Source organism: Streptomyces sp. CB09001, from assembly GCF_003369795.1.
Taxonomy (GTDB): Bacteria; Actinomycetota; Actinomycetes; order Streptomycetales; family Streptomycetaceae; genus Streptomyces.
Genome location: NZ_CP026730.1, coordinates 2104882 through 2129661, shown reverse-complemented (window position 1 = coordinate 2129661; position 24780 = coordinate 2104882). Strand labels below are relative to the sequence as shown.

At 72.0% G+C, this 24780-nt stretch carries 21 protein-coding genes and 2 tRNA genes; 17 read left to right on the top strand and 6 right to left on the bottom strand.

Annotated features, from left to right (window positions below):
- The first annotated feature begins 5 nt into the window (after nt 1–5).
- Nucleotides 6–974 carry a UDP-glucose 4-epimerase GalE gene (gene galE, locus C4J65_RS09880; RefSeq protein ID WP_115742077.1) on the top strand — a complete coding sequence of 323 codons (969 nt, stop codon included), beginning with the start codon at nt 6–8 and terminating at the stop codon, nt 972–974.
- 233 nt (nt 975–1207) lie between these two features.
- Here the strand turns inward: galE and C4J65_RS09875 are convergent, their stop codons facing one another.
- The 3 genes from C4J65_RS09875 to C4J65_RS09865 form a co-directional block, all read right to left on the bottom strand.
- Complete coding sequence (locus C4J65_RS09875) at nt 1208–4801, bottom strand: bifunctional glycosyltransferase/CDP-glycerol:glycerophosphate glycerophosphotransferase (RefSeq protein ID WP_115742076.1); 3594 nt, start codon at nt 4799–4801, stop codon at nt 1208–1210.
- A gap of 23 nt (nt 4802–4824) precedes the next feature.
- Complete coding sequence (locus C4J65_RS09870; RefSeq protein ID WP_115742075.1) at nt 4825–7056, bottom strand: bifunctional glycosyltransferase family 2 protein/CDP-glycerol:glycerophosphate glycerophosphotransferase; 2232 nt, start codon at nt 7054–7056, stop codon at nt 4825–4827.
- Between the two features lie 230 nt (nt 7057–7286).
- Nucleotides 7287–9437, bottom strand: coding sequence for a hypothetical protein (locus C4J65_RS09865; protein WP_115742074.1), 2151 nt, complete (start codon nt 9435–9437; stop codon nt 7287–7289).
- Nucleotides 9438–9844: 407 nt separating this feature from the next.
- Between C4J65_RS09865 and C4J65_RS09860 the strand changes: the two genes are divergently transcribed.
- The 6 genes from C4J65_RS09860 (at nt 9845) to C4J65_RS09835 (ending at nt 15214) form a co-directional block, all read left to right on the top strand.
- Nucleotides 9845–10087: a hypothetical protein gene (locus tag C4J65_RS09860; protein ID WP_115742073.1), complete on the top strand. Its 243-nt coding sequence runs from the start codon at nt 9845–9847 to the stop codon at nt 10085–10087.
- 114 nt (nt 10088–10201) lie between these two features.
- Nucleotides 10202–11305, top strand: a complete 1104-nt coding sequence (proB, locus tag C4J65_RS09855) for a glutamate 5-kinase (protein WP_115742072.1) — start codon at nt 10202–10204, stop codon at nt 11303–11305.
- Between the two features lie 135 nt (nt 11306–11440).
- On the top strand, nt 11441–11971 hold the full coding sequence (locus C4J65_RS09850; protein WP_115746372.1) for a hypothetical protein: 531 nt from the start codon (nt 11441–11443) through the stop codon (nt 11969–11971).
- Nucleotides 11972–12067: 96 nt separating this feature from the next.
- Nucleotides 12068–13354, top strand: coding sequence for a glutamate-5-semialdehyde dehydrogenase (locus C4J65_RS09845; RefSeq protein ID WP_115742071.1), 1287 nt, complete (start codon nt 12068–12070; stop codon nt 13352–13354).
- Nucleotides 13355–13487: 133 nt separating this feature from the next.
- Nucleotides 13488–14057, top strand: coding sequence for a hypothetical protein (locus C4J65_RS09840; protein WP_162833106.1), 570 nt, complete (start codon nt 13488–13490; stop codon nt 14055–14057).
- Between the two features lie 86 nt (nt 14058–14143).
- The gene (locus C4J65_RS09835) at nt 14144–15214 is read left to right on the top strand and encodes a hypothetical protein (protein WP_115742069.1); all 1071 of its coding nucleotides are present in this window, start codon (nt 14144–14146) and stop codon (nt 15212–15214) included.
- Nucleotides 15215–15227: 13 nt separating this feature from the next.
- Here C4J65_RS09835 and C4J65_RS09830 read toward each other — a convergent pair whose 3' ends face one another.
- Entirely contained in the window at nt 15228–16409 is a 1182-nt protein-coding gene (locus C4J65_RS09830; RefSeq protein ID WP_115742068.1) for a M48 family metallopeptidase, read from the bottom strand.
- Nucleotides 16410–16550: 141 nt separating this feature from the next.
- Here C4J65_RS09830 and C4J65_RS36320 point away from each other — a divergent pair, with 141 nt between their 5' ends.
- The 10 genes from C4J65_RS36320 to C4J65_RS09780 all read left to right on the top strand — a co-directional run bounded on the left by C4J65_RS36320 (nt 16551) and on the right by C4J65_RS09780 (nt 21674).
- Nucleotides 16551–16712: a hypothetical protein gene (locus C4J65_RS36320; RefSeq protein WP_205350983.1), complete on the top strand. Its 162-nt coding sequence runs from the start codon at nt 16551–16553 to the stop codon at nt 16710–16712.
- Nucleotides 16713–16809: 97 nt separating this feature from the next.
- Complete coding sequence (locus tag C4J65_RS36315) at nt 16810–16977, top strand: hypothetical protein (protein WP_003976223.1); 168 nt, start codon at nt 16810–16812, stop codon at nt 16975–16977.
- 59 nt (nt 16978–17036) lie between these two features.
- On the top strand, nt 17037–17741 hold the full coding sequence (gene nadD, locus C4J65_RS09815; protein WP_115742066.1) for a nicotinate-nucleotide adenylyltransferase: 705 nt from the start codon (nt 17037–17039) through the stop codon (nt 17739–17741).
- Between the two features lie 16 nt (nt 17742–17757).
- Nucleotides 17758–19515: a polydiglycosylphosphate transferase PdtA gene (gene pdtA / locus C4J65_RS09810; RefSeq protein WP_115742065.1), complete on the top strand. Its 1758-nt coding sequence runs from the start codon at nt 17758–17760 to the stop codon at nt 19513–19515.
- An 82-nt stretch (nt 19516–19597) separates the two neighbouring features.
- Complete coding sequence (gene rsfS / locus C4J65_RS09805; RefSeq protein ID WP_030186907.1) at nt 19598–20044, top strand: ribosome silencing factor; 447 nt, start codon at nt 19598–19600, stop codon at nt 20042–20044.
- Entirely contained in the window at nt 20041–20712 is a 672-nt protein-coding gene (locus C4J65_RS09800) for a histidine phosphatase family protein (RefSeq protein ID WP_115742064.1), read from the top strand. The genes rsfS and C4J65_RS09800 overlap by 4 nt, the downstream gene beginning before the upstream one ends.
- Nucleotides 20713–20820: 108 nt before the next feature.
- Nucleotides 20821–20893, top strand: a tRNA-Ala gene (locus tag C4J65_RS09795).
- Between the two features lie 201 nt (nt 20894–21094).
- Nucleotides 21095–21268 carry a hypothetical protein gene (locus C4J65_RS36310; protein ID WP_016326196.1) on the top strand — a complete coding sequence of 58 codons (174 nt, stop codon included), beginning with the start codon at nt 21095–21097 and terminating at the stop codon, nt 21266–21268.
- Nucleotides 21269–21271: 3 nt separating this feature from the next.
- Nucleotides 21272–21505, top strand: coding sequence for a hypothetical protein (locus tag C4J65_RS09785; RefSeq protein WP_003976229.1), 234 nt, complete (start codon nt 21272–21274; stop codon nt 21503–21505).
- Between the two features lie 96 nt (nt 21506–21601).
- Nucleotides 21602–21674 (top strand) — tRNA-Ala (locus C4J65_RS09780).
- 50 nt (nt 21675–21724) lie between these two features.
- On the opposite strand, the gene C4J65_RS09775 is transcribed toward C4J65_RS09780, so the two are convergent.
- Both C4J65_RS09775 and C4J65_RS09770 read right to left on the bottom strand, forming a co-directional pair.
- Nucleotides 21725–23335 (bottom strand): NADH-quinone oxidoreductase subunit NuoF family protein, encoded by a 1611-nt coding sequence (locus tag C4J65_RS09775; RefSeq protein WP_162833105.1) that lies wholly within the window; start codon nt 23333–23335, stop codon nt 21725–21727.
- A complete protein-coding gene (locus C4J65_RS09770) occupies nt 23332–24618 on the bottom strand; it encodes a ferric reductase-like transmembrane domain-containing protein (protein ID WP_115742063.1) in 1287 nt (428 codons plus the stop codon). Before C4J65_RS09770 ends, C4J65_RS09775 begins: the two co-directional genes overlap by 4 nt.
- Nucleotides 24619–24780: the final 162 nt, after the last annotated feature.

The window sequence follows — 24780 nt, the reverse complement described above, 5'->3', positions numbered from 1 at the left end:
AAGGCATGTGGATGATCACTGGCGGTGCCGGCTTCATCGGAGCGCACGTCGTGCGCGCGATGACCGAAGGCGGTCGGCAGGTCATGGTGTACGACGACCTCTCGACGGGCAGCCGGGACCGGGTACCCGACGGAGTGCCCCTGGTGGTCGGCAGTGTGCTCGACGCGTCCGGGCTGGACGCCGCGATCCGTGAGCACGGCGTGACCGGCGTCGTGCACATCGCCGGCAAGAAGCAGGTCGGCGAGTCCGTGGAACGTCCCCTGTACTACTACCGGGAGAACGTCACCGGCCTGCAGACCCTGCTGGAGGCGATGACCGCGAACGGCGTCGACCGGTTGGTCTTCTCCTCGTCGGCGGCCGTGTACGGCATGCCGGACGTCGACCTGGTCACCGAGGAGACCGACTGCCGGCCGCTGAGCCCGTACGGCGAGAGCAAACTCGTCGGAGAGTGGCTGATCAACGCCGCCGCCCGGGCCCACGGGCTTCGCAGCGCCTCCCTGCGGTACTTCAACGTCGCCGGCGCCGCCGCCCCCGAGCTGGCCGACACCGGCGTGTTCAACCTCATCCCCATGGTCTTCGAACGCCTGGAGGCCGGTGACGCACCCCGGATCTTCGGGGACGACTACGCCACCCCCGACGGCACGTGTGTGCGCGACTACATTCACGTCGAGGACATCGCCTCCGCCCACCTGGCGGCCGCAGTCCGGCTGGAGGCGGCCGCGGAAGGCACCGCCCTCACGCTCAACGTGGGCCGGGGCGAGGGCAGCTCCGTACGCGAGATGGTGGACCGCATCCTCAAGGTCGCCGAGAAGCAGGACGTCGCCCCCGAGGTGACCGACCGCAGGCCCGGCGACGCCGCCCGGGTCGTCGCGTCGGCCGACCGCATCCGCGAGGAACTCGGCTGGTCGGCCCGGTACGGCCTGGACGAGATGATCGAGTCGGCCTGGAAGGGCTGGTGCCGTCGGCACCCGTGACCGGCCGACGGGTGACTGGCTGACGGGTTATTGGCCGACGGGTGACCGGTTCGACGTGCGGATTCGGTCTCACACCTGTGGTGTTCGGGCCTCATGCCTCCGGAGACCGCCGCGGCCCCGTGCCGCGGCGGTCTCCGGCAGGGTGAGGCCCGCGTCGCGTTGAGCCGGCCCTGCGCCGGCGACAGCCACGGCCGGGCCCGGCGCAGTCCCGGACCCGGCCGTGTCGTGACGGTTCAGACCTCCCGCGCCTGCTCCAGCATCAGATCGACGACGCGCGCCGCGGCCCGGCCGTCGTCGAGGTCGCAGAACAGCTCCTGGAAGCGCCGGTAGCGGTCCGCGTACTCGGCCGACACCTTGTCCAGGTCGCCCAGCGCGCTCACCAGCTCCTCCGAGGTGCGGATCAGCGGACCCGGCGCGTCGTTCTCGAAGTCGAAGTAGAAGCCGCGCAGCTTGTCCCGGTAGTGCTCCAGGTCGTACGTGAAGAACAGCATGGGCCGCTTCAGGTGCGCGTAGTCGAACATCACCGAGGAGTAGTCCGTCACCAGCACGTCGGCGGCGAGATACAGGTCCGCGATGTCGGGATACTCCGAGACGTCGTGCACGAAGCCGTTGCCCGCGCCGGGAATGCTGTCCACGACGTTGGAGTGCCGGCGGATCAGCAGCACGTGGTCGTCACCCAGCCGCGCGCGGGCGTCCTCGACGTCGATGCGCAGATCGAACTTGAACTGCCCCCGCCGGTGCGAGAGGTCGTCCCGCCAGGTCGGCGCGTAGAGGATCACCCGCTTGTCGGAGGGCACACCGAGCCGCTCCTTGATCTCCCGGGCCCGCTCGGCGAGGTCCGGCGCGTAGAGGTAGTCGTTGCGCGGGTACCCGGTCTCGATGATCTTTCCGTCGAATCCCATGGCACGCTTGAGGATCGGCGTGCTGAAGCGGTTGGAGGAGACCAGCATCGTCCAGTTGCGGGCCTCCTGGATCAGCCGCTCGTGGTACTGGGGGTCGAACTTCGGCGCCTCGATGTCCAGGCCGATCTTCTTCAGCATGGTGCCGTGCCACGTCTGCACGATCACCTGCCCCGGACGGCGCTCCATCCAGTGCGGCAGGTGCGCGTTGGTGACGATGTAGCGGCAGCGGGCCAGTGCCTCGTACCACTCGGTGCTCCAGAACCGCACCTTGCGCGCGGTGTCGGGCAGGTCCACCTGACCGTCCCGGACCAGCCACAGGTACTCCAGGTCGGCCCCCCGGCGCAGCAGCTCCTCGTGCATCGCGCGCGGGGAGTCCGAGTACTGCTTGCCGTTGTAGCTGATGAACAGCACCGCGTCCCGCAGCGGCTGGGTCCGCCCCGCTTCGTACACGTCCTTGCGCAGCCGCTCCTGACGGTAGGCGCCGCGCTCCAGGACGGACAGGTCCGACGGGCAGTGCAGCTGCGGGAAGTTGTACCAACGGGACTCGAACTCGTACTCCCGGTCCTTCGCGGCGCCGAGCACCGGGAAGTCGTCCACGGCGAGCCGGTCGACGAGGAAGGGTATGTCGCTGCCGTCGGGGGTGCGCAGGAAGAAGTTCCAGCGCCCGCTCTTGAGCGGCAGCGTTCCGTCCGGACCGGACATGGACGCCGGGGTGAACTCGGCGCCGAACGAACCGTCCGGTGAGGTCCGCAGGGCCACGGTCTTCTCGTCGAACCGGTCCCGGGCCTTCACCACGAAGTCCGCCCCGTCGATGTCGGCGGCACTCACGCCCTCGACGACATAGCGGTCACCGGTCCAGCGCACCGACGTGATCTTCGCCTGGAGCGGGCGGCCGGAGAATTTCAGATAGCCGTTGTGTCCCGAGACCAGGGCTATCTCGTTGCGGTCGGCGTTCTCCGCGAGGGAGGCCGGCAGCCGCATCTCGCCGTCCGCGAGCCCCTCACGGACCACGGTGGAGAAGCGACGCTCGCCCCCGTCGGGAGCCACCGCCACCAGCTGGGTGCTCCAGTTGCGCCGGGAGGCCGCCGCGGGGTCCGCGCCACCGGCGGCGTTCTCCTCCTTCACGACGTCCTGGTGCTCCGGCAGCAGGGCGACGTCCCGCATCGGCACCCGCACCGTGAACGGGGTGTGCCCGCCGTCGGCCGCGTCCAGCGTGACCGGGTAGTGCAGCCGCTCGCCGCTCTTCTTGTTGGTGACGCGCAGCGAGACAGTCTCTCCCGCGTCCAGCGGCACGCGGATCTCACCGTCGATCTCGATGTCCGCGCCGGCCGCCCGGTGGCCCGTGATCAGCGCGCGTACCCGCTCGACGGTGAGCCGCAACGCCCCGTTGACCGGGGTCGGCAGCAGCCGGAAGTCATCGTCCAGCCACTGGTAGGGCGGGTGGTTGGCCCGCGTCGGGCCCTTGACCTGGACCGCGCGCTTGCGCAGCAGACCGGCGGTGGCGATGCCGATGCCCACCCGCCAGGTCCCCTCTTCCCACTGGGAACCCCTGCGCAGCTTGAGCGGGTCGAGGTCCGCCTCCCAGCCCGACCAGTCGTAGTTGGTGTGCGTGCGGCCGGACAGCGACGTCGCCTCGGGCACGTGGGTGTTGCGCAGCGGCACCACCGTGGCCCGCCGGGAGCCGTCCTTCTTCAGCACCAGGACCTTGGCGGCGCTGCGCCTGCCCGCCTGGTCGATCTGGTCGACCCACGCGTGCCCGGCCAGCCGCAGTCTGCCGCCGTCCCAGCGGATGTCCTGCAGCGGGGCGTGGAGCCTCAGGTCGGGGTCGATCCGGCGCGCCTTCTTCGGCAGGCCGGCGGCGATCGCCCCCACCGTGGGGTAACTGACGTACTTGCGGACGAGCCCGCTGATCTCCACGGCGTCACCGCGCCGTTCCGCCTTGATCAGGTCCACGAGGTCGTCCAGCGCGTGCTTGCGCACCAGCAGCCACTTGATGCGGGCCGTCGCGGGCAGCTCCATGACCACCCGCGGGTCGACCTGGTCCAGGTACTTGTTGATCACCCGCAGGAACTCGGCGCGGAACTCCTCGTCACCGTCCGGCAGAACGTTCAGGAAGATCCGCAGGTCACCGGTGAGGGCGGTGTGGTCGTACGCGTGCTTCAGCTCGGCGCCCGACTCGCCGGGCCGGGAGGCGAAGAACCGGCTGACGGACTCCACCGCCGCCGCACGGTCCCGCACGGCCTTCGGCTCGGTCCGGCGCTGGGTGATGGAGGGGGCGGCCTCGCCCTCGCGCAGGCGCCAGTAGTACGTGGGCTCGCTGATGATGTCCACGGCCTCGGCGAGGAACTGCGCCGGGAGGATCACCGGGACGTCCTCGTACAGCACGCCCTCCGGGAAGGAGAGGTCGTGCTTCTCCCAGAACGAGCGGCGGAACACCTTGTTGCAGGCTATTCGGTCGGTCAGCAGCTTCTTGTTCCGCGATATGTGCGTCCGCCTGACCGCACCGCCGGCGAGGATGCGGTGCATGGGGGACTGCCAGATCTTGGTGCTGTTGATGTGCTGGACGTTGCCCGTGACGAAATCCGAGCCGCTCTCGTCGAGGCTGTCCACCATCAGCCGGTAGGCGTTCGGCGGGATCATGTCGTCGCTGTCCACGAAGGCGACGTACTCGGACTCGGGTGCCAGCCGTGTCATCCCCGTGTTCCGCGCCGCGCCCAGACCGGCGTTCTCCTTGCGGATCAGCTTGAAGCGTGGATCGCGGGCCTCGTAGTCGGCGGCTATCGAGGCCGAGTCGTCCGGCGAACCGTCGTCCACCATGAGCACTTCGAGGTCGCGGAAGGTCTGCGCGGCCAAGGAGTCGAGGCAGGCGGGGAGATAGCGCTCCACGTTGTAGATCGGGACGATGACACTGAGCCGAGGGGCCATGCTGGGTGCGATTCCTTCCGTGGTCAGGCCCGCTCGACCGGTTCGAGCGCCTGGGCAGGGGTCGGGGCGTGGGAACGGTCGTCGAACGGGACGACGGGCAGCAGGCTCTCCTCGCCCAGGAAGACACGTCGTACGACCCGTTCGGCCGCGTGTCCGTCGTCGAATTCGCAGAAGCGCCTGCGGAAGCCGTCCCGGCGCTTGGCCGTCTCCGGGGTGTCGTAGGTGCCGGAGGTGAGCAGCCCCAGCAGTTCCGCCTGGGTGGTGGCCACCGCGCCGGGCGGTTCCTGGAGCAGGTCGAAGTAGGTGCCGCGCACCACGGAGTAGACGTCCCAGTCGGGGACGTAGCTGATGATCGGGCGGTCCAGTACCGCGTAGTCGAACATCGCCGAGGAGTAGTCCGTGATCAGTGCGTCGGCCGCGAGGTACAGGTCCTCCACCCGGGAGTGCCCGGACACGTCCACGATGCGGCCGGTTCGGTGCGGCGCCTCGGTGTGCGGGGAGTCGCCGTAGAAGTAGTGGCCGCGCACCAGCAGCGTCACGTCCGGACCGAGTTCGCGGGCGAACCGGGCCGGGTCCAGGGCGGGGGTGAAGCCCGGCTGGTACTCGCGGTGGGTCGGCAGGTAGAGGAACGCCTTGGTGCCGTCGGCCAGCCCGAGCGCGGCGCGGGCCGCGCGCACGTCCTCGGCGGTGGCGTTGACGAGGACGTCGTTGCGCGGGTAGCCGGTCTCCAGCGTGGCGTACGAGCAGGGGTAGACCCGCTCCCATACGACGGTCGAGAACCGGTTGGCGCTGATGCTGTAGTCCCAGCGGTCGCACCGCTCCAGGAGCTTCTCGAAGTCCATGTCGGTGGAGGCCGGGTACTTCTGCTGGTCCAGGCCCATGGTCTTCAGCGGGGTGCCGTGGTGGGTCTGGACGTGGATCTGGCCCTCGCGCTTGACCACGGAGTCGGCGAAGTTCACGTTGTTCACGAGGTACTTGGCGCGGGCCAGGGCCGTCCAGTACTCGCGTGATCCCACGCGGACGACCCGCACCCCCTTCGGCACCCGGTGCGCGTGGTCCGCGTGGACCGCCCAGACGCGCCGCACGCCCGGGGCCAGCCGGGCCAGTTCGGCGTCGATGGCGGCCGGGTTGCAGGAGACGCCGCGGCTCCAATAGGCGGAGAACAGCGCCAGGTTGTCGTCGAGGGGCAGCCTGAGCTGCGACTGGTAGAAGGCGCCCATCGCGCCGCGCTTGGACCGGTTGAGCGCGGCGCGGATGCCCTTCTTGACCCGCCGGCGCGCCTTCACCGCGGCGAGTGCGCTCATCAGGGTGGTGTAGGCGTCGCGCTCCAGCATCGTGTACTTGTGGCCGCGACCGCCGCCCGGCCGGGTGAAGCCCTTCGGCACGCGGGCGCGGTAGTCGGCGGAGGCGCGGTGGAAGAACTCGGCCCGCGCGTCCCGCGGCAGCCGGCCCGGACTCTCCAGGACGGTCAGGTAGTGGTCGACCATCTTGCGGAACAACGGGCCGCGCCACTCGGCGAGTTCCTCGTGCGCGTCGATGTAGTCGAAGACCCGCTGGTACTGGTCGAAGATGTCGAAGTGCTTGCGGCTGACGGTCTTGAGGATGTTGCCGCCCTCACGCCGCTGCCGGTAGTACACGCAGACCCGGTCCAGCAGGGCGATCCGCTCGGCGGTGACCAGGGAGCCGAACGTCCAGGGCGCGTCCTCGTAGTAGCCGGGCGGGAAGGTGAGCCCGGTGCGGGCGATGAAGTCGCGCCGGTACGCCTTGTTCCAGACGATCTGGAGCAGGTCGAGCAGCTGCGGACGGTCGGTGAGGGAGAACACGTCCGGGCCGGTGTTGCGGAGCAGGTCCGCCCGCTGATTGCGGCTGACCCTGCCGTTCCAGTACGTACGGGCGTAGTCGTAGACGATCAGCTCGGGATCGTCGGTGGCGTCGAGACGGTCCGCTATCGCGGTGAGCGCACCCTCCGTCAGGGTGTCGTCACTGTCCAGGAACAGGACGTAGTCGCCCTGCGCCTTTTCCAGCCCGGCGTTGCGCGCGCGCCCCAGCCCCACGTTCTCGGTGAGGTGCATCACGTGGATGCGCGCGTCGTGCCTCGCGTACTCGTCGAGGATGGCCCCCGAACCGTCCGGCGAGCAGTCGTCCACTGCGATGAGCTCGAAGTCCACGTAGTCCTGGCCGAGCACCGAATCGAGGCATTCGGGCAGGTAGCCCTGCACCTTGTGCACCGGGACGATGAGGGAGAACCTGGGCATTCTTGCAACCTGTTCGAAGGGGGGAGCTGTCCGTGCGTTGCCGCGTACGGTAGTGGGAAAGCCTGTGATGTGCGGCCAAGGATAACGGTCCCGTTGTCGCGAATGCCCGATCTCGTGCCGGATATGTCCGGTCCTGCGCCAGGGGCTCTTATGAGTATCCACACATGTGCCCAGAACGCCCACAGGGCAGTGACAACTTCTTCGCATGTCCGCGCGGGGGAGCGGTCCGACTAGTCGGCGGGACGGCCCGACCGGTCAACTCCTCCTGTTGCCAGTGTGGTTGATGTGCCGGTTTCCAGTCGGGGGCCGGGAACGGAGAGATCCGCGGAGAGGTCCGAGGCGAGGCGCTCGGCCCTGCGGGTGCGGTGTTCGCCGGCCGCCGCGCACAGGTCCCGCACCGCACCGGCGAAGCGCTCCCGGGACGGCGGTTCGGCCGGACCCAGCAGACGCAGGGCCAACGCGGCACGCTCCTGGGCCAGTTCGTCCCGCTCCGGACGGCGCACCGCCGCCAGCAGCGCGGGCACCCCGGACGCGTCCGGCGCCAGCACGGTCGCCGCCGCCACCGTGGGGAAGGACTTGCGGAACACGTCCTCGGCGAGCGCGCTGGTGTTGGCCACCGCGTACGGCTTGCCGCTCGCCAGGAAGTCGCTGATCACGCTCGACACGTCGCTGATCAGCAGGTCGGCCCGGTTGAAGCAGGCGTACAGCGGGGGCCGGGCGTCCGTGACGACCTGGTGCTCCCACGCGGGCAGCGACGCCCAGTACGCCTCCTCCCACGCGGCCGCCGCCCGACGCACCGCCGCCGCCCGCCCGGGCTCCGGCTCCGGCTGCCGCAGCATCCGCTCCGCCTGGTCCGCCGCCGACCGGAAACCGGCCGCGGTGAGCCGGTCCAGCTCCGCGGCCCGCCGGGCCAGGCCGGTGGCCGCCGAGGCGTCGGGACGCGGGCCGCCGCGCTCCCGGTTCGCCGCCCGCACCAGCTCCCGGATGCGCAGATCGGCGGCCCGGGCCCGCGGGTCCACCGACCCCGTCAGCGGATGCGGCTTGTACAGCAGCCGTACGCCCGGGTCCGCGAGCAGCGCCCGCACCAGGTTCTCCCCGGCCTCGACGACCGACGTGTTGCCGGGATTGCCGTCCCAGCCCTCCCAGGTCGGCGCGTACAGGACGGTCGTGAACGCCCCCGGCGCGGGCGGGCCCGCGTACGGCCGTACGGCGTCCAGCTGCGGGCGGCCGATCTCCACCACGTCCTTGTCCTCGACGCCGACCTCCGCCAGCGCGTACCGCTCGCGCGCCGCGGGGCCCGCCACCCACACCTCGTCGTACGCCTTCGCGTACGGGTTGCAGGAGGACAGCTTGTCGCTCTCGCCGTGGTTGACGAAGGCGTGCTTGATCGTCGGGATGCGCAGGACCTGAGAGGTCTTCCCGGAGTTGGACGGGTGGAGGAGGACGCGGAGCGTCGAGTGCTCCAGGCGCATCAGCGTGGACACCTTCGGCAGGCACACCACCGGGACGTCGGTCGCCGCGATCCGCTGCACCATGTGCCGCTCCCGCAGCACGATCACCGGCCGCCCGTCCAGCCGCGCCAGCGGCTCCAGCCACATGTTCGCCTGGTACGCCGAGGACGCCCCACCCGAGAAGTACAGGCCGACCGTCGGCCGGTACCGGGCGAGCCACGCGTCGAACCAGTCGAGCACCTCCTGCTCACCGGCGGGCCGGCGCCCCGGCAGCAGCCGCAGCAGCAGCGCGCCCAGGCCCGTCAGCGCCGCCCCCAGCGACAGCGCGAGCCCGGCCACCCCGTACACCGGCGCGTCGGTCGCCGCCGTCGCCAGCAGCCCGGCCGTCGCGGGCAGCCCGAAGACCGCCAGCCGGGGCCCCGGGCGGCGCAGCAGCGCCGGGGGCGCCGGGGTCAGCCGCAGCGCGGAGGCGTCGATGTTCCGGGTCACCACGGGCAGCGTCCGGGTGCGCCGGACCAGGACGGACACCGCCTGGATCGACCAGTGCAGCCCGTACAGGACGAGCAGCCCGGCGACGAGCGGCGCGTAGACGCCCTCCCGGTGCTGTTCGCCGAGGCGCAGCAGGCCCACCACGAGCAGCAGGTCGCGCAGCACGTGCCGGACCGTGACATCGGCGTGCGACCTGGCGAACAGCGACACCATGCCCCGCTGCCACCGGTACAGCACCCCCTCGGCGGCCAGCGAACCGGCGCTCGCCGCGAGCAGCAGCGGCACGTGCGGCAGCAGCGCGCCCACGGCCTGTGCGGCGAAGGCGGCCGCCAGCACGGCCAGGACCAGCAGCTTCACGGCGATCCGCCGCCCGGGCAGGCGGGGAGGACGGCGGCGGGGCAGGGATAGGGGCACTGCGGTAGCTCCAGGCTCGTCGCGCATCGGACAACCGGGTTAACGCGGGGTGACCGCCCGACGACACGCGCGTGTTGCCCCGACCTCCGGGCCCGGCGGCGAAACCCGCGGTGACGGGGCCCGGATCGGCGCGGACCGTGCCGAGAACGCGCCGACAACGTGCCGAGGACGCGACGGAGCCCCGCCCGGGGTGCGGGCGGGGGCGTCACGGGACGTAGCGGGACGCCACGGGGCTGCGGCGCGGTCCGTGGCGAGAATGCGGCGGGGTGCGGCGGGAGACGGCGGTGCCGGGCGGGGACGCGGTGAGGGCCCGTTGAGGCCGCGGCGGAGACGAGTACCGAGCCGTCGCGGGACGCGGCAAGGACGTCGCGGGGATGCGGCGGGGTACGGCGGGAACGCGGTGGGGTCCGCGGCGGAAGCCGTGGTGACGGCGCGTGGCGGGTGAGGCCGCGGCGGAAACGCGTCCCGAACCGGGCGAGGACGTCGCGGGGCGCGGCCAGGAAGCCGCGGGGACCGGCCTGGACGTCGCGGGGACCGGCCTGGACGTCGGGGGGACCGGCCTGGACGTCGCGGGACACCGCCGCGACGTCGCCGGGATTGGGCCGGGTCCGTGGCGCGGATGCGGCGGCGGCGCGGCGTGGATGCGGTGGGGTCCGTGGCTGCTGTCCGCAGCGTGAACTCCGGTGCGGGGTGCGTTCCCCTTCGCGTAGATTGCCTGGCGGGCGCAGGGATCGGCGCGTGTCGACGGGAGAGGCGGACGGGCCGTGGCAGGGCCAGGGACAAGGCAGGCCGTGGGCGAGGCCCGCAGGATCGTCGTCAAGGTCGGTTCCTCCTCGCTGACCACCGCCGCGGGCGGCCTGGACGCCGACCGGGTCGACGCGCTCGTCGACGTGCTCGCCAAGGCGCGGGGCGCGGACAAGGAGGTCGTCCTCGTCTCCTCCGGCGCCATCGCCGCCGGCCTCGCCCCCCTCGGCCTGCGCCGCCGCCCCCGGGACCTGGCCCGCCAGCAGGCCGCCGCCAGCGTCGGCCAGGGGCTGCTGGTCGCCCGCTACACCGCCTCCTTCGCCCGCTACGGAGTCCGCGTCGGCCAGGTGCTGCTGACCAGCGACGACATGAGCCGCCGCGCCCACCACCGCAACGCCTCGCGCACCCTGGACAAGCTGCTCGCGATGGGCGCCTTCCCGATCGTCAACGAGAACGACACCGTCGCCACCGACGAGATCCGCTTCGGCGACAACGACCGCCTCGCCGCCCTCGTCGCCCACCTGGTCCGCGCCGACCTCCTGGTACTGCTGTCCGACGTGGACGGCGTCTACGACGGCGACCCGAGCAGGCCCGGCACCTCCCGGCTGGCCGAGGTGCGGGACATGGCCGACCTCGCGGGCGTCGACATCGGCAGCGCGGGCAAGGCCGGGGTCGGCACCGGCGGCATGGTCACCAAGGTCGAGGCGGCCCGCATCGCCGCCGCCGCCGGCATCCCCGTGGTGCTGACCAGCGCCGTCCACGCGGCCGACGCCCTGGCCGGCGGCGACACGGGCACGTACTTCCACGCCACCGGCAGGCGCTCCGCCGACCGGCTGCTGTGGCTCCAGCACGCCTCCGCCCCGCAGGGGGCGCTCGTCCTCGACGACGGGGCGGTGCGCGCGGTCGTCGAGGGCCGCAAGTCGCTGCTGCCGGCCGGGATCGCGGGCGTCGAGGGCGACTTCGCCGCGGGCGACCCGGTGGAGCTGCGGGACGGCACGGGGCGGGCGGTGGCCCGGGGGCTGGTCAACTTCGACGCCAAGGAGATGCCCCGGCTGGTCGGCCGCTCCACCCGGGAACTGGCGCGCGAACTCGGACCCGCGTACGAACGTGAGGTCGTACACAGGGACGATCTGGTGATCCTGCACCCGTAATGGGTCGAAACGTCCCCGAATCGGTGGTGGACGTTCCGCAAAACCGCCCCGCGATCTCGCGCGGCCTGCTCAACTTTCCTCAGGGACAAGCCCGGCCGACCACCGGGCCGAGCCGTGTGCGTGAAGGAGGCCGTCGTGAGCGGAGTACGCCCTGGGACGGCGGCGCCCCGCGGTGGTACCGCCTCCCGCGGTGGTGCGGGCGCCCGCAGCGGCACCGGCGCGCGCTCCGGCGGCGCCCGGGGCGCGAACCGGGCGGGCGGCGAGGAGCGCGCCCTGACCAGCGTCGCGGCCGGAGACCGCTTCCACGGCGAGGAGCCCGAGCACACCCCGCGCCTGTGGCACGTCACCCTCAGCGTCTCCGGCGCCCGCGCCCCGCTCACCGAGGTGCGCCGGGCGCTCGAACAGCTCGCGCACGACCACCCCTTCCTGCTGACCAGCCGGTACGCCGACGACCACGCGGAGATCCGGTACTGGGAGGAGGCGCGCGACCTGCACGACGCCGCCGCCGTCGCCCTGCGCCTGTGGGGCGAGCACCGGCAGACCGCCGGGCTGCCGCCCTGGGAGATCGTCGGCCTGGAGGTCATCGACCGGGCCACCTACCACCAGCGCATCGCCGCGGGGTACGGACCGGCACCCGCGACGCCGGTCGGCGTTCACCCGTTTTGATCCCTCTCCCGACCCGTCTCCCGACCCCTCTTCCGACCCATCTCGCGGGATGGGACGCCGGGTGGCCGCCCGGAGCACGCGCACTACCCTTCCCCCATGACCACGCTCTCGCCGTACGACTCGATGTCACCCGTCACCCGGGCCGCCTACCGGGCCAAGTCCGCCGCGGCCGACCTCGCGCCGCTGCCGCGGGCCGCCAAGGACGACGCGCTGCTCGCCGTCGCGGACGCGCTGGAGGTCCGTACGAGCGAGATCGTCGAGGCCAACGCCCAGGACGTGGCCAAGGCCCGCGCCGCCGGGACCAGCGAGGCCATCGTCGACCGGCTCACCCTGACCCCGGAGCGGGTCCGCGCCATCGCCTCCGACGTGCGCGACGTGGTCGCGCTGCCCGACCCGGTCGGCGAGGTGGTGCGCGGCTCCACCCTCCCCAACGGCATCGACCTGCGCCAGGTCCGGGTGCCGCTCGGTGTGGTCGGCATCATCTACGAGGGCCGGCCGAACGTGACGGTCGACGCCGCCGCCCTGTGCCTGAAGTCCGGCAACGCGGTGCTGCTGCGCGGCTCCTCCTCCGCCTACCAGTCGAACACCGCCCTGGTCAGGGTGGTCCGCGACGCCGTGGGCGGCGCCGGGCTGCCCGCCGACGCCGTGCAGCTGGTGCCCGGCGAGAGCCGCGAGAGCGTGCGCGAACTGATGCGGGCCCGCGGCCTGGTCGACGTGCTCATCCCGCGCGGCGGCGCCTCGCTGATCAACACGGTCGTCCAGGAGTCCACCGTCCCCGTCATCGAGACCGGCACCGGCAACTGCCACGTCTACGTCGACGCCCACGCCGACCTGGACATGGCCGTCGACATCCTGATCAACTCCAAGGCCCAGCGGGTCAGCGTCTGCAACGCCGCCGAGACCCTCCTGGTCCACCAGGACATCGCCGCCGAGTTCCTGCCCCGCGCGCTGGCCGCGCTCGCCGAGGCCGGGGTCACCGTGCACGCCGACGAGCGGGTGATGGCCCACGCCAAGGACTCCGGCGTGAACGTCGTCGAGGCCACCCCCGAGGACTGGGAGACCGAATACCTGTCGTACGACATCGCGGCCGCCGTCGTCGACTCCCTGGACCGGGCCGTCGAGCACATCCGGCTGTGGACCTCCGGCCACACCGAGGCCATCGTGACCACCTCGCAGCAGGCCGCCCGGCGCTTCACCCAGCTGGTCGACTCCACCACCGTCGCGGTGAACACCTCCACCCGCTTCACCGACGGGGGCCAGTTCGGCTTCGGCGCCGAGATCGGCATCTCCACGCAGAAGCTGCACGCCCGGGGCCCCATGGGGCTGCCGGAGCTGACCAGCACGAAGTACATCGTCACCGGCGACGGGCACGTGCGGCGCTGACGGCGGGCGCGCTGCGGGCGGCCGACGCGCGGCCCACGCGCGGCCCGCGGGAGCACCGATCGGGGCATCTCACCCAACGGATGAATTTCCCCGCCGTCTGCCCAAAACGACCTCCCAGGTCTACTCTGGAGCCGTGCCGGAGGACGTGGGGGGCACGCCGTTCCCGGACGGCAGGGAGCCCGACGACGACCACGACCGCGGGGTGTCGGACGAAGAGTTCGCCTCCGTGGTCTTCGACGAGGCCTTCGTGGCGGCGGCCGCGGTGCACGAGCCGACCGCCGTCGAGCGCCTCCTGGCCGCCGCGCAGGCCAGAGCCGAGGCCACCGAGGCGGAAGCGGCCCGCCGAGGCCGCAGCAGGGCCGAGCGCTACGACGACGGGTACGGCGATTTCGGCCATGATCCCGACCTCGACGACCCGGACGACGACCGCGACCTCCTCGACCGCCCCTACGGCGCCCCCGCTGCCTACGGCAAGCAGGTCCGCTGGCACCGCCCCGTCGCCTGGCTGCTCGCCCTCGCGATGGGCATCGGCATGGTCGCACTGGCCTTCGTGGCCGTCTACCGGGGCGCGTCCTCGGGCGGTGGCCCGCAGCAGGTGCCGCCGCCAGCCTCCACCGGCCCGGAGCAGAGCGGCACCGTGACCCCCTCGGCCTCCGCCGACTACTCCCAGCCGGCCGTGTCGGTGATCCCGCGCAGCCCCTGAACCGCCCCCGGGCGCGGCGGCAAGCTGTCCCAACTTGACCTGTGGCCGCGCGTTTACGCGACCTTCCGCAGACCCACTCTGAAGGTATGGCAGGGCCTGGCGATCCGCCCGGAGGAACGCCCGACGGCGCCCCCGGAGGCGGAGAGGACGAGTACCGATCCGTCGTCTTCGACGAATCGTTCGTGCGCGCTGCCCGGCTCCAGGAGTTCTCCGCCCAGGAGCGCATCACCGACCACGCGCCCGCCGTACGCCGCCGCCCGCCCCTGCGCCGGGCCGGACTGTCCCGGCAGGCGCTGATCCTCGTCCTGCTCATCGCCGTCGCCTTCGGCACCGCCATCTACATGGGCGTACGGCACCCCTACCAGAGCCCCGCCGGGCAGCGCGCCGCCGAGCCGGTGCGGATGACCGTCGTCCCGCTCGCCCCGCGGGACAGGGTGCCCGGCGCCGACGACGCCGCGTCCCTGTACGCGCACAGCCCCGCCGCGCACTTCAGGACCGCGGCCCAGGGCATCCCCCTGCCGGGGGCCCGGCGCACGGCGCACTTCTCCGAGGACCAGGTCTTCAACGCGCTCACCACCGCCAAGAACTACATCGTCCGCTCGGCGCTCGACCCGGAGGTGCTCGGTGGCGGGGAGGTGCGCTCGGTGCGGGTGCTGCTGGACGCGGACCAGCTACGCCAGTTCGACGAGAGCTTCGCGAGACCCGCCTCGGACGGACGGCACGCCCCCACGGGGTGGCTGGTCCGCTTCGACCCGGCCCGGGCCGAGCTGGCCGACCCCGAGATCCGGGTGGACGGAAGCCTGCGGGTCGAGGAGAGCGACGCGTCCACCCTGGAGGTCACCGCCGACCACACCATGGTGTACGCGCTGCGGCCGGCCGACGAGGCCCGGGGCGAGGTGTCGCTGTTCACCCTCCGGCGCGAGCTGCATTTCCGCTTCGACCGCGACGACCTGCGGCTGCACCAGACCCAGCTCGTCGCCTCCTACGTCCAGGCCGGGCCGCTCTCCTGCGCCGAGGACGCGGCGAACCACCTCCGCCCGCTGCTGGCCGGCCAGGAGGCCGGGGCCGGCGTCCCCGCCGGCACCGACCCGTACACCTCGGGCAACGCCACGGCGCTGTGCGGCAGCCTCGCGGAGAAGGCCCGGCCGAAGGTGTGAACGCGGGACGCGGTCAGGCGCCGTCGCGCGGCGAGCCGTCCCGGGGAGACTCCGGACCGTCGCCGCCGGACCCCTCGGGCCGCTCGGGTCCCTCGGGCCGCTCGGACCCTCCCGGCCCCTGCGCCGGCCCGCCGTCGTCCTTGGGCGGCCGCGGCTGGGAGCCCGTGAAGCCGCCGAAGCCCCGCCGCATCCGGTCACCGAGGTCACCGGCGCCGCCCGCGATGTCGTTGACCAGCTTCATCAGCGGGTCCTTCGAGCTGCGCACATGCGTGGCGTAGTGGGACGCCGACTCCCGGAAGGAGTCCCGCACCGAGGTGTCCTTGTCCTCGTCGCGGCGCGGGTAGTGGCCGTCCATGATCCGCTGGTAGTCCCGGGAGGCCGCCCACTTCTTCAGCTCGGCGGCCCGCACCGTGGTGAACGGGTGCGAGCGGGGCAGCACGTTCAGGATCTTCAGCACCGAGTCGCGCAGGTCGCCGCCCGCCTCGTACTCCTCGGCCTGCTCCAGGAACGCGTCCACGTTCATCTCGTGCAGGTGGTTGCCGCCCGCGATCTTCATCAGGCCCCGCATGGAGGCCTGGAGGTCCTGGCCGACCAGCAGTCCCGCGCGGTCGGCGGACAGCTCCGACTTGCGGAACCACTCGCGCAGCGCCGTCACGATCGCCATGATCGCCACGTTGCCCAGCGGGATCCAGGCGACCCGGACGGCCAGCGAGGTCAGGAAGAGCAGGATGGTCCGGTAGACCGCGTGCCCGGACAGGGCGTGCCCCACCTCGTGCCCGACGACCGCCCGCATCTCCTCCTCGTCGAGCAGCTCGACCAGCCCCGTGGTGACGACGATGATCGGCTCGTCCAGGCCGATGCACATCGCGTTCGGAGTCGGATCCTGGTTGACGTACATCGGCGGGACCTTCTCCAGGTCCAGGATGTAGCAGGCGTCGCGCAGCATGACGTTCAGATGGGCGAACTGCCGGTCCGAGACGCGCACCGAGTCGGACAGGAACAGCAGCCGCAGGCTCCGCTCGGGCAGCAGACCGCTCAGCGCCTTGAAGACCGTGTCGAAGCCGCTCAGCTTGCGCAGCGCCACCAGGGCACTGCGGTCGGCCGGATGCTCGTACGCACGCGAGGAGATTCCGGAGAAACGCCTGCGCTGCCTGCTCGGCACGTGCTCGTGCCCGTTGTCGTGGCCGTCGGACATCTCTTCCCCCATGCGCGTATGTGTGACCTGTACGTACGTATGGTCTTTGCGAACCCTTGTGCGGCCCTTTGCGCCCCCGGAGCCGGGCCCAGCCTAGGCGGAGATACCGTGGACGGGCAGTACGTCGAAGGAGTCCACGCCATGCAGCACATCCCCCACGCCGACTGGCTCGCCGGGGCCGCGACCGCCGCCGAGCAGCAGGGGCCGGGGAATCTGCTCCGGATCGTCCTGATCGTCATGGTGGTGGGCTGTGTGCTGACCGCGTGGTTCCTGCTGCGGGGGTACAAGCAGAAGGACGACTGAGGAGATCCGAAGGTTCCCCGGTCGCCCCGGTCCTCGCGCGCCCGCATACGATGAGCGGACGTCTTGTCCCGCCCACACCGGATAGGTCCTGCCGAAGATGAGCCTTCCCCTCAGCGCCGCCCAGTTCGTCACCCTCGCCGCCGAGGGCGGCGAGGAGCACGGCGGCAACCACGAGAGCCTCAGCCCCTACGTCACCGGCATCGGCGCGTTCGTCATCCTGCTGCTCCTGCTGTGGATCACCACCCGGTTCAACCGCGACCGCTGAGCCCGCGGCTCCGTGGGCGCGACCGGGTCACTCCGGGCGGGCCGGTAGGGTCTGCTCGCATGGGAGAGCACGACACGCCTACCGGCCCGGCGCACGCGCCGGCGCGCGGCACGCAGAACGCGGTGCCCGCCCGCGCCACCGGCCCGGTCCAGGGCCCGGTCAACGGTCCGTCGGCGGGCAAGCGACGCCTGGGCGTCATGGGCGGCACCTTCGACCCGATCCACCACGGCCACCTGGTGGCCGCCAGCGAGGTCGCCGCGCAGTTCCAGCTCGACGAGGTGGTGTTCGTGCCGACCGGGCAGCCGTGGCAGAAGAGCCACCGCGCGGTCTCCGCGGCCGAGGACCGGTACCTGATGACGGTCGTCGCGACCGTCGAGAACCCGCAGTTCTCCGTCAGCCGCATCGACATCGACCGCGGTGGCCCCACCTACACCGTCGACACCCTGCGCGACCTGCGCGCCCTCAACCCGGACGCGGACCTGTTCTTCATCACCGGGGCCGACGCCCTCGCCCAGATCCTCACCTGGCGCGACAGCGAGGAGCTGTTCTCCCTCGCCCACTTCATCGGCGTCACCCGGCCCGGCCACACCCTCACGGACGCCGGACTCCCCAAGGGCGGTGTCTCGCTCGTCGAGGTCCCCGCCCTCGCCATCTCCTCCACGGACTGCCGTGCGAGAGTCGCCAAGGGCGATCCCGTCTGGTACCTGGTGCCCGACGGAGTCGTGCGCTACATCGACAAACGCCACCTGTACCGCGGCGAGTGAGCCGAGAGGGGCACCGGTGAACGACGGATACGACGCGGGACACGGCGACGACCAGTACGAACTCGTCGGCTACGACGAGTACGGCCGCCCCGTGTACCGCCAGGCCCAGGGGCAGGCCCAGGGCCACGCCCAGCCCGGCCAACAGCAGCAGCAGTACGACCCGTACGCGCAGCAGCAGGGGCAGCAGTACGGACAGCAGGGGCAGCAGTACGGGCACCAGCAGTACGGGCAGCAGGGCTACGGCTACGACCCGTACGCCACCGGCAGCCGCCAGCCCGTCCAGCAGCCCGTCCAGCAGCCCTATGACCCCTACGGCTCCCAGGGCGGCTACGACACCGGTCAGCAGCCGGTCCAGCCGCAGTACGACCCGTACGGCCGGGCCGCGACCAGCGGCCCGCAGCCCCGGGTCGCCGAGCAGACCGCCCACATCCCGCAGCAGGCGGGCCCGGCCGGGGAGCGGGAGCGCACGGACCCCGCCGAGGCGGCCGGACCCGGCGGGGACTACCGCACCGAGCAGTTCGCCTTCGTCGAGGAGCCGGCCGGCGACTCCGAGGACGTCATCGACTGGATGAAGTTCACGGAGAACCGCACCGAACGCCGCGAGGAGGCCCGTCGGCGCGCCCGCTCGCGCATCGTCGCCCTGGTCGTCGTCCTGGCGCTGGTCGCGGTCGGCGGCGTCGGCTACCTCTGGTACACCGGGAAGCTGCCCGGCCTGTCCTCCTCCGACGACAAGACCGGCGGCACCACGACGGCCGGCGCGCAGAAGCGCGACGTGATCGCCGTCCACCTGCACGACACCAAGGGCGGCGGCACCTCCACCGCGCTGCTCGTGAACAACACCACCACCAAGCAGGGGACCGCCGTACTGGTGCCCAACGCGCTCGCCCTGACCGGCGACGACGGCAGCACCACCACGCTCGCCAAGTCCGTCGGCGACGCGGGCCCCGACGCCACCCGCACCGCCCTCGACTCCGCCCTCGGCACCGACATCGAGGGCACCTGGCGGCTGGACACGCCCTACCTCCAGATCCTCGTCGACCTGGTCGGCAACATCGACGTCGACACCGACGCCGACGTCCCCGACCCGGAGTCCAAGGACAAGAGCGCGGCCCCGCTCGTGCACAAGGGCGAGGGCCAGACCCTCAGCGGCAAGATGGCCGTCGCCTACGCCACCTACAGCGCCAAGGGCGAGGAGGCGAACGCCCAGCTGCAGCGGTTCGGGCAGGTCATGCAGGGGGTGCTGCGCAAGCTGTCCTCCGACCCGCAGGCCGCGACGACCACCGTCCAGACCCTGGGCATGATCCTCGACCCGCCGCTGACCGAGAAGGACCTCGGCACGTTTCTCGCCGGGCTCTCCGACCGCGCCAAGGGTGGCGACTTCAAAACCGCGCTGCTGCCCGTCCAGGACGGCGGCGGGCTCAGTGCCGAGGCCAGTGACAGCGTCGTCAAGGACGTCCTCGGCGGCACCGCCAAGAGCCCCGACAAGGACGCGGCCGTCAGCGTCTCCGTCCGCAACGCCACCGGCGAGGAGGACCGCACCGGAAAGGCCCGCGTCGTCCTCCTCAACGGCGGCTTCACCTTCGTGTCCGGCGGCACCGCGTCCGGCACCGAGGCCACCTCGGAGGTCGTCTACGCGGAGGCCGCCGACAAGGAGAACGCCGTCCAGGTCGCCAAGACCCTGGGCCTGCCCACCGACTCCGTCTCCCAGGGGCAGGTCTCAGCGAACGCACGGGTATCGGTGGTGCTCGGCCAGGACTACAAACCGGCGTCGTAGGGGTGGAGGAATTCCACGTGGGCCCGTGTCGGCGGTCGTGAGACCCTTGAGGTCAACCGACCGCCGACCCGAAAGCCAGGCAGTGACCGCGACCGACCGCTCCATCGAACTCATCAACGCCGCCGCCCAGGCGGCGGCCGACAAGCTCGCGCACGACATCATCGCCTACGACGTCAGCGACGTGCTGTCGATCACGGACGCCTTCCTGCTGGCCTCCGCGCCCAACGACCGCCAGGTCAAGTCGATCGTCGACGAGATCGAGGAGCGGCTGAGCAAGGAGCTCGGCGCCAAGCCGGTGCGCCGCGAGGGCGACCGCGAGGCCCGCTGGGTCCTGCTCGACTACGTCGACATCGTCGTCCACGTCCAGCACAGCGAGGAGCGCGTCTTCTACGCCCTGGAGCGGCTGTGGAAGGACTGCCCCGAGCTGGAGCTTCCCGCCGACGCGAAGGAGACCCGCGGCAAGGCGGAGGAGCACGCGAAGCTCCAGGCCGCCGAGGAGGCGACGCGCACCGACGAGGACTGGCGATGAGCGCCACCGGCGAGGTGACGGCGGGCAGGCCGGGCCGCGGCCGCCGGGTGATCCTGTGGCGGCACGGCCAGACCGCGTGGAACGTGGAGCGCCGCTTCCAGGGCAGCACGGACGTCGAGCTGACCGAGACCGGCGTGCACCAGGCCCGCCGTGCGGCCGGGCTGCTCCTGCACCTGAGGCCCGACGCGATCGTCGCCTCCGACCTCGCGCGCGCCGCGGACACGGCCGCCGAGCTGTCCGTGGTCACCGGCCTGGAGGTGACCCTGGAGGAGGGCCTGCGGGAGACCTACGCGGGCGTCTGGCAGGGGCTGACCCACGAGGAGATCATCGCCAGGTACGGCGACGAGTACACGGCCTGGAAGCGCGGCGAGCCCGTGCGCCGCGGCGGCGGCGAGCTGGAGACCGAGGTCGCCGACCGCGCCGCCCCCGTGGTGCTCCGGCACGCCGAGAAGCTCCCCGAGGACGGCACCCTCGTCGTGGTCAGCCACGGCGGCACGATCCGCACCACCATCGGGCGCCTGCTCGGCCTGGAACCGCACAGCTGGGAGAGCCTCGGCGGCCTGACCAACTGCTGCTGGTCCGTGCTGGGCGAGGGCGCCCGCGGCTGGCGCCTGCTGGAGCACAACGCCGGCACGCTGCCGGAACCGGTGATCGGCGACGACGTCTGAACGGCGATTTCACTTTCCGGCAGGTCGCAGGCTAAAGTTCTTCTTGTTCGCCCCGCCGGGCGGAGCGGACGAAGAGCAGGACCATGCGACTCGGGTCGCGTGGCACCAGGGGCTATAGCTCAGTTGGTAGAGCGCCTGCATGGCATGCAGGAGGTCAGGAGTTCAATTCTCCTTAGCTCCACAACCCACGGACGAATCCCGTCCCCTTCGGGGGGCGGGTTTTTTCGTCTCCGCCCGCTTGAGCAACACGCGTCCCACAGGCGTATACGTCGGTGGGACTCCGTGTCCGGACCGGTACTGAGGCGTCGCTGACCGGGTCGGCCCGGCCGTGGCAGAATCAAACGGCCGGAAGGGGACCGCAGCCCGACGGGAGGGAGTGGCGATGCCTGGGAGCATCCTCGAGGAGGTCGGTCACCTCCTCGGCGGAGCGATGGCAAGGAACACGGTCACCCGCCTCAGCTGCCCCTCCTGCGGTTCCGGGCACGTGGCCCAGGTCCTCGGCGACAACGGCGGAATCTCTTACGTGTGCACGGCCTGCGGCCACAGCTGGAGCTGATCGATGGGTGCACACAGGCGGAAGTGCGACTGGTGTGGCAGCGGCACGCCCATCGTGCGCGACATGGAGCCGGTCAACCCCGACTACCAGTACTGGTGCGAGGAATGCGCGCGGGCACTGATCATAAAAGGCGACCCCATCGAGACGTACCGCGAACTCGAGGGCGAGCCGATCTACGGCCGGCTGCTGGAGGAGCACTGCACCCTCAAGCGGTTCTACTCGTTCGTGACGGCATAGGGCGAACCGGACGGAACGGAAACGATTTGGTGTTCGCCCCGGTGGACCGTGTAATGTTGGCGTCGCCGCCGGGGAGACCGGGCGGACGAAAGGCAAGGGGCTATAGCTCAGTTGGTAGAGCGCCTGCATGGCATGCAGGAGGTCAGGAGTTCAATTCTCCTTAGCTCCACAGTTCGATGAAACCCCCCGGATCACTGATCCGGGGGGTTTCATCGTGTGTCAGCGGCCGAGCGCCCGGCGGCCCCGGCCCTGGGACAGTACCGGCAGGTTGGTGCGCGAGGACGGCGCCTGCCCGCGGGTGTCCTCCTCGATCCGCAGCGCCAGCGCCGGGCAGCGACGCACCGCACGCACCGCCTTGGCCTCCGCGAAACGCGGCACCTCGGCCTGCGCGACGGTAGGGAAGCCGTCGGCGCCGAGCTGGAAGACCTCCGGGAGGATGTCCGCGCACAGCCCGTGCCCGCGGCACAGCGTCCAGTCCACGAAGATCTTCTGGCGGCTCGGGCCGTTCTCCTCCCCGCCGCCGGGGACGCCCGTCGGGGCCCTGCCCCCCTCGAAGAGCGGCAGGACACCCTCCACGGGCCGACCGCAGCCGTTGCCGAGGACATGGGCGGCCAGGTCGTCCGTGAACGCCTTGACGGTCGACTCCAGGAACATCGCCGAGCCGTCCGGGTGCGAGCAGGCACCGCGCCGCTTCACGTTCCTCGCGACCTGCTTGACCGCCTCCAGGGCGGCCGGACCGCCGCCGTTCAGGATGTCCTCCAGTCCCCGCGCGGCGGCCGGCAGGCCCAGGTAGCAGGGGCCGCACTGGCCGGCGCTCTCCTCGGCCAGCCACTGCGCCACCCGCAGCGACTCGCCGAGCGGGCAGGTGTCCTGACCGATCGGCAGGATCGCGCCCGCGCCGAGCGAGCCGCCCACCTGCTGCAGGGAGTTGCGGGAGACGATCGCCTCGTCCACGGTCGCCGCGTCGATCCACTTGCCGTGGTAGCCGCCGGTCAGCACGCCCTGCGGCACCGGCGGAGCGCCGGCCAGCTGGAGGACGTAGCGCAGCGGCACGCCCGTCGGCACCTCGATCACCATCGGGCGGGCCACCGCGCCGGAGACCGTGAGCATCACGGTGCCCGGCTCGTCGTACAGGCCGGTGTTGCCGTAGCGCTCCGGGCCGATGCGGGCGGCGATCGCCAGCTGGGCGAAGGTCTCGGCGTTGGACAGCAGGGTCGGCGCGCCGCCCACGCCGCTCCTGGACGCGCTCACCTTGCGGCCGGGCGGGATCGCCGGGCCGCCGTCGATGGAGCGGATCAGCGAGGCCGCCGCACCGGTGACCATGCGCACCGGATTGCGCTGCACGCGCGCGCGGAGGGCGGACCGGCGGCCGTTGCTCAGCCCCCGCTCGGCGAGGGCGGCCTCCATGGAGCGCTGCGTGGACTCGCGGGTGACCCCGATGACGAGCGTGCGGGCGCCCATCGCCTCGGCGCACAGCAGCGCGCCGTCCAGGATCAGGTGCGGGGCACGGTTGATCAGGACCGTGTCCTTGCGGCAGGCCGGTTCGTCCTCGCTGCCGTTGACGACCACGACCGGCCGCACGCCGCGCTTGATCGCCGCCTCGGCGACCGAGCGCAGCTTCTTGTGGAAGGGGAAGCCCGCGCCGCCGCGGCCCTTCAGGCCGATGCGTTCGGAGAGCTGCGCGAGCTGCTCCCCGCCCATCGGTTCGAGCGGGCCGTGCACCTTGAGGTGCATCGGCAGATCAAGCCGCTCGACAAGGTCGAAGCCCGACGTGAGCTGGGGAAGCCCGACGACGCGGACCTCCGGGACGTCGGGCAGGGCCTCGTTCAATTCAAGCCTCCGGAAGGCGTGTTCCAAGGTTCACCGGAACCCGGTGCGTCGAAGTCGTGGGACGGCGACGGCGCACCGGGGGTTGGTTCAGGGGCGGGACCGCTGTTGTACGTGTCGCTGGGGTAGTACGTGTCGTAGACCGCGTTCGTCTCACGGGTGTCGTACACGTCACTCGAGCCGTAGCCCGAGGCGGGGGGCGCGGAGTACCGCGCGGAGTAGGCCGCGGAGTGGTCCACCGCGTCCGTGGCGCCGTAGACGGGGATGGTGTGTCCGGTGTCGTTGAGCGGGTCGTAGGCCGACGGGGGTGCCTCGCCGACCGGGGGCGGCGACGGTATGGGCCAGCTGCCCGAGGTGCTGCCGCCGCCGTCCACGACCGGCATCGCCCCGGTGGGCCACGGGTCGGCCGGCGGCCGGGCGGACGCGGCCGGGTCGGCCGTCAGCGGTGGCCGGCCGGCGCCCGAGGGGTAGGACACGGCACGGTAGGCCGCCGCGAAGCCGCTCGCGGGCTCCGGCGCGGCGAGGCGCTCCGCGGGTTCGTACAGCGGGGCGGACGGGGACGTGCCGCGCGAGGGCGACGCCCCGGCGTGCTCGTAGCCCGGCAGCGCGGCGGCGTCCCTCGGCCGGCTCTCCGCCTCCTCCCCGCGTTCCTCGCGGTCGGGCCGCTCCCCGGTCCCGAGGAGGCCGGCGATCCGGTCGGCGACCTCGCGCTTGACCGGGCGGGGCGCCGCGCGCAGCGCCAGGGCCGCCATGACGCCGACCACGGACAGGGCGTACAGGACCACGAAGACCGGCTTCGCCGAGCGACCCGCGTAGAGCCCGTGCAGCAGGGCCAGGCACCACGCCGGGTAGGCCAGCATGTGCATGGCCCGCCAGCGGGCCGCCACGGGGGCCGGGGAGGCGAAGCGGTTGCGCAGGGCTCCGGTGACGCCCACGAAGATCATGAGCATGCTGGCCAGGGTGCCGAAGCCGATGAGGACGGCCCGGCCGCCGAACGCCTCGTCCTCGGTGGCCAGGAGCCCGAACGGGAGGACCGCGGCGACCCAGGTGGTGTGATCCAGGACCAGCTTGACCACGATGTGCACCAGCAGGAAGACGACCGAGGCGACCGCGGTGGTCCGGTGCACCGCCTGGGCCAGGATCCGCTGCCGGGTGTCGAGGACGATCCGGTCCTGGGCGAGCAGGCCCCAGATCACCGAGCAGCTGAGGAAGACGAGGGAGAGGACGCCGGCGCCGAAGTCCAGGAACTGGGCGAAGGTGTCGTCCACCGTGCTGTCGTTCGTCATGACGACGGACCTCCCCACGTCAGGGACGTGAGGGAGGGCGGCGAGCTGGTGTCGCGAGGGTGGATCGGGGGAGGGTTCATGGGGGCAACTCCGGAGCGGTTCGGGAAAGCGGTCCCGCTGCCGCACTCTAAGTGGCGCCATACCCGTGGGTAGGAGGTTTGA

Bases quoted from the DNA above. Each gene is read 5' to 3' on its own strand.
- galE (WP_115742077.1), top strand. From the start codon at position 6: ATGTGGATGATCACTGGCGGTGCCGGCTTCATCGGAGCGCACGTCGTG.
- C4J65_RS09875 (WP_115742076.1), bottom strand. From the start codon at position 4,801: ATGGCCCCTCGGCTCAGTGTCATCGTCCCGATCTACAACGTGGAGCGC.
- C4J65_RS09870 (WP_115742075.1), bottom strand. From the start codon at position 7,056: ATGCCCAGGTTCTCCCTCATCGTCCCGGTGCACAAGGTGCAGGGCTAC.
- C4J65_RS09865 (WP_115742074.1), bottom strand. From the start codon at position 9,437: ATGCGCGACGAGCCTGGAGCTACCGCAGTGCCCCTATCCCTGCCCCGC.
- C4J65_RS09845 (WP_115742071.1), top strand. From the start codon at position 12,068: ATGACCACGCTCTCGCCGTACGACTCGATGTCACCCGTCACCCGGGCC.
- C4J65_RS09835 (WP_115742069.1), top strand. From the start codon at position 14,144: ATGGCAGGGCCTGGCGATCCGCCCGGAGGAACGCCCGACGGCGCCCCC.
- C4J65_RS09830 (WP_115742068.1), bottom strand. From the start codon at position 16,409: ATGTCCGACGGCCACGACAACGGGCACGAGCACGTGCCGAGCAGGCAG.
- C4J65_RS36320 (WP_205350983.1), top strand. From the start codon at position 16,551: ATGCAGCACATCCCCCACGCCGACTGGCTCGCCGGGGCCGCGACCGCC.
- C4J65_RS36315 (WP_003976223.1), top strand. From the start codon at position 16,810: ATGAGCCTTCCCCTCAGCGCCGCCCAGTTCGTCACCCTCGCCGCCGAG.
- nadD (WP_115742066.1), top strand. From the start codon at position 17,037: ATGGGAGAGCACGACACGCCTACCGGCCCGGCGCACGCGCCGGCGCGC.
- C4J65_RS09800 (WP_115742064.1), top strand. From the start codon at position 20,041: ATGAGCGCCACCGGCGAGGTGACGGCGGGCAGGCCGGGCCGCGGCCGC.
- C4J65_RS36310 (WP_016326196.1), top strand. From the start codon at position 21,095: ATGCCTGGGAGCATCCTCGAGGAGGTCGGTCACCTCCTCGGCGGAGCG.
- C4J65_RS09785 (WP_003976229.1), top strand. From the start codon at position 21,272: ATGGGTGCACACAGGCGGAAGTGCGACTGGTGTGGCAGCGGCACGCCC.
- C4J65_RS09770 (WP_115742063.1), bottom strand. From the start codon at position 24,618: ATGACGAACGACAGCACGGTGGACGACACCTTCGCCCAGTTCCTGGAC.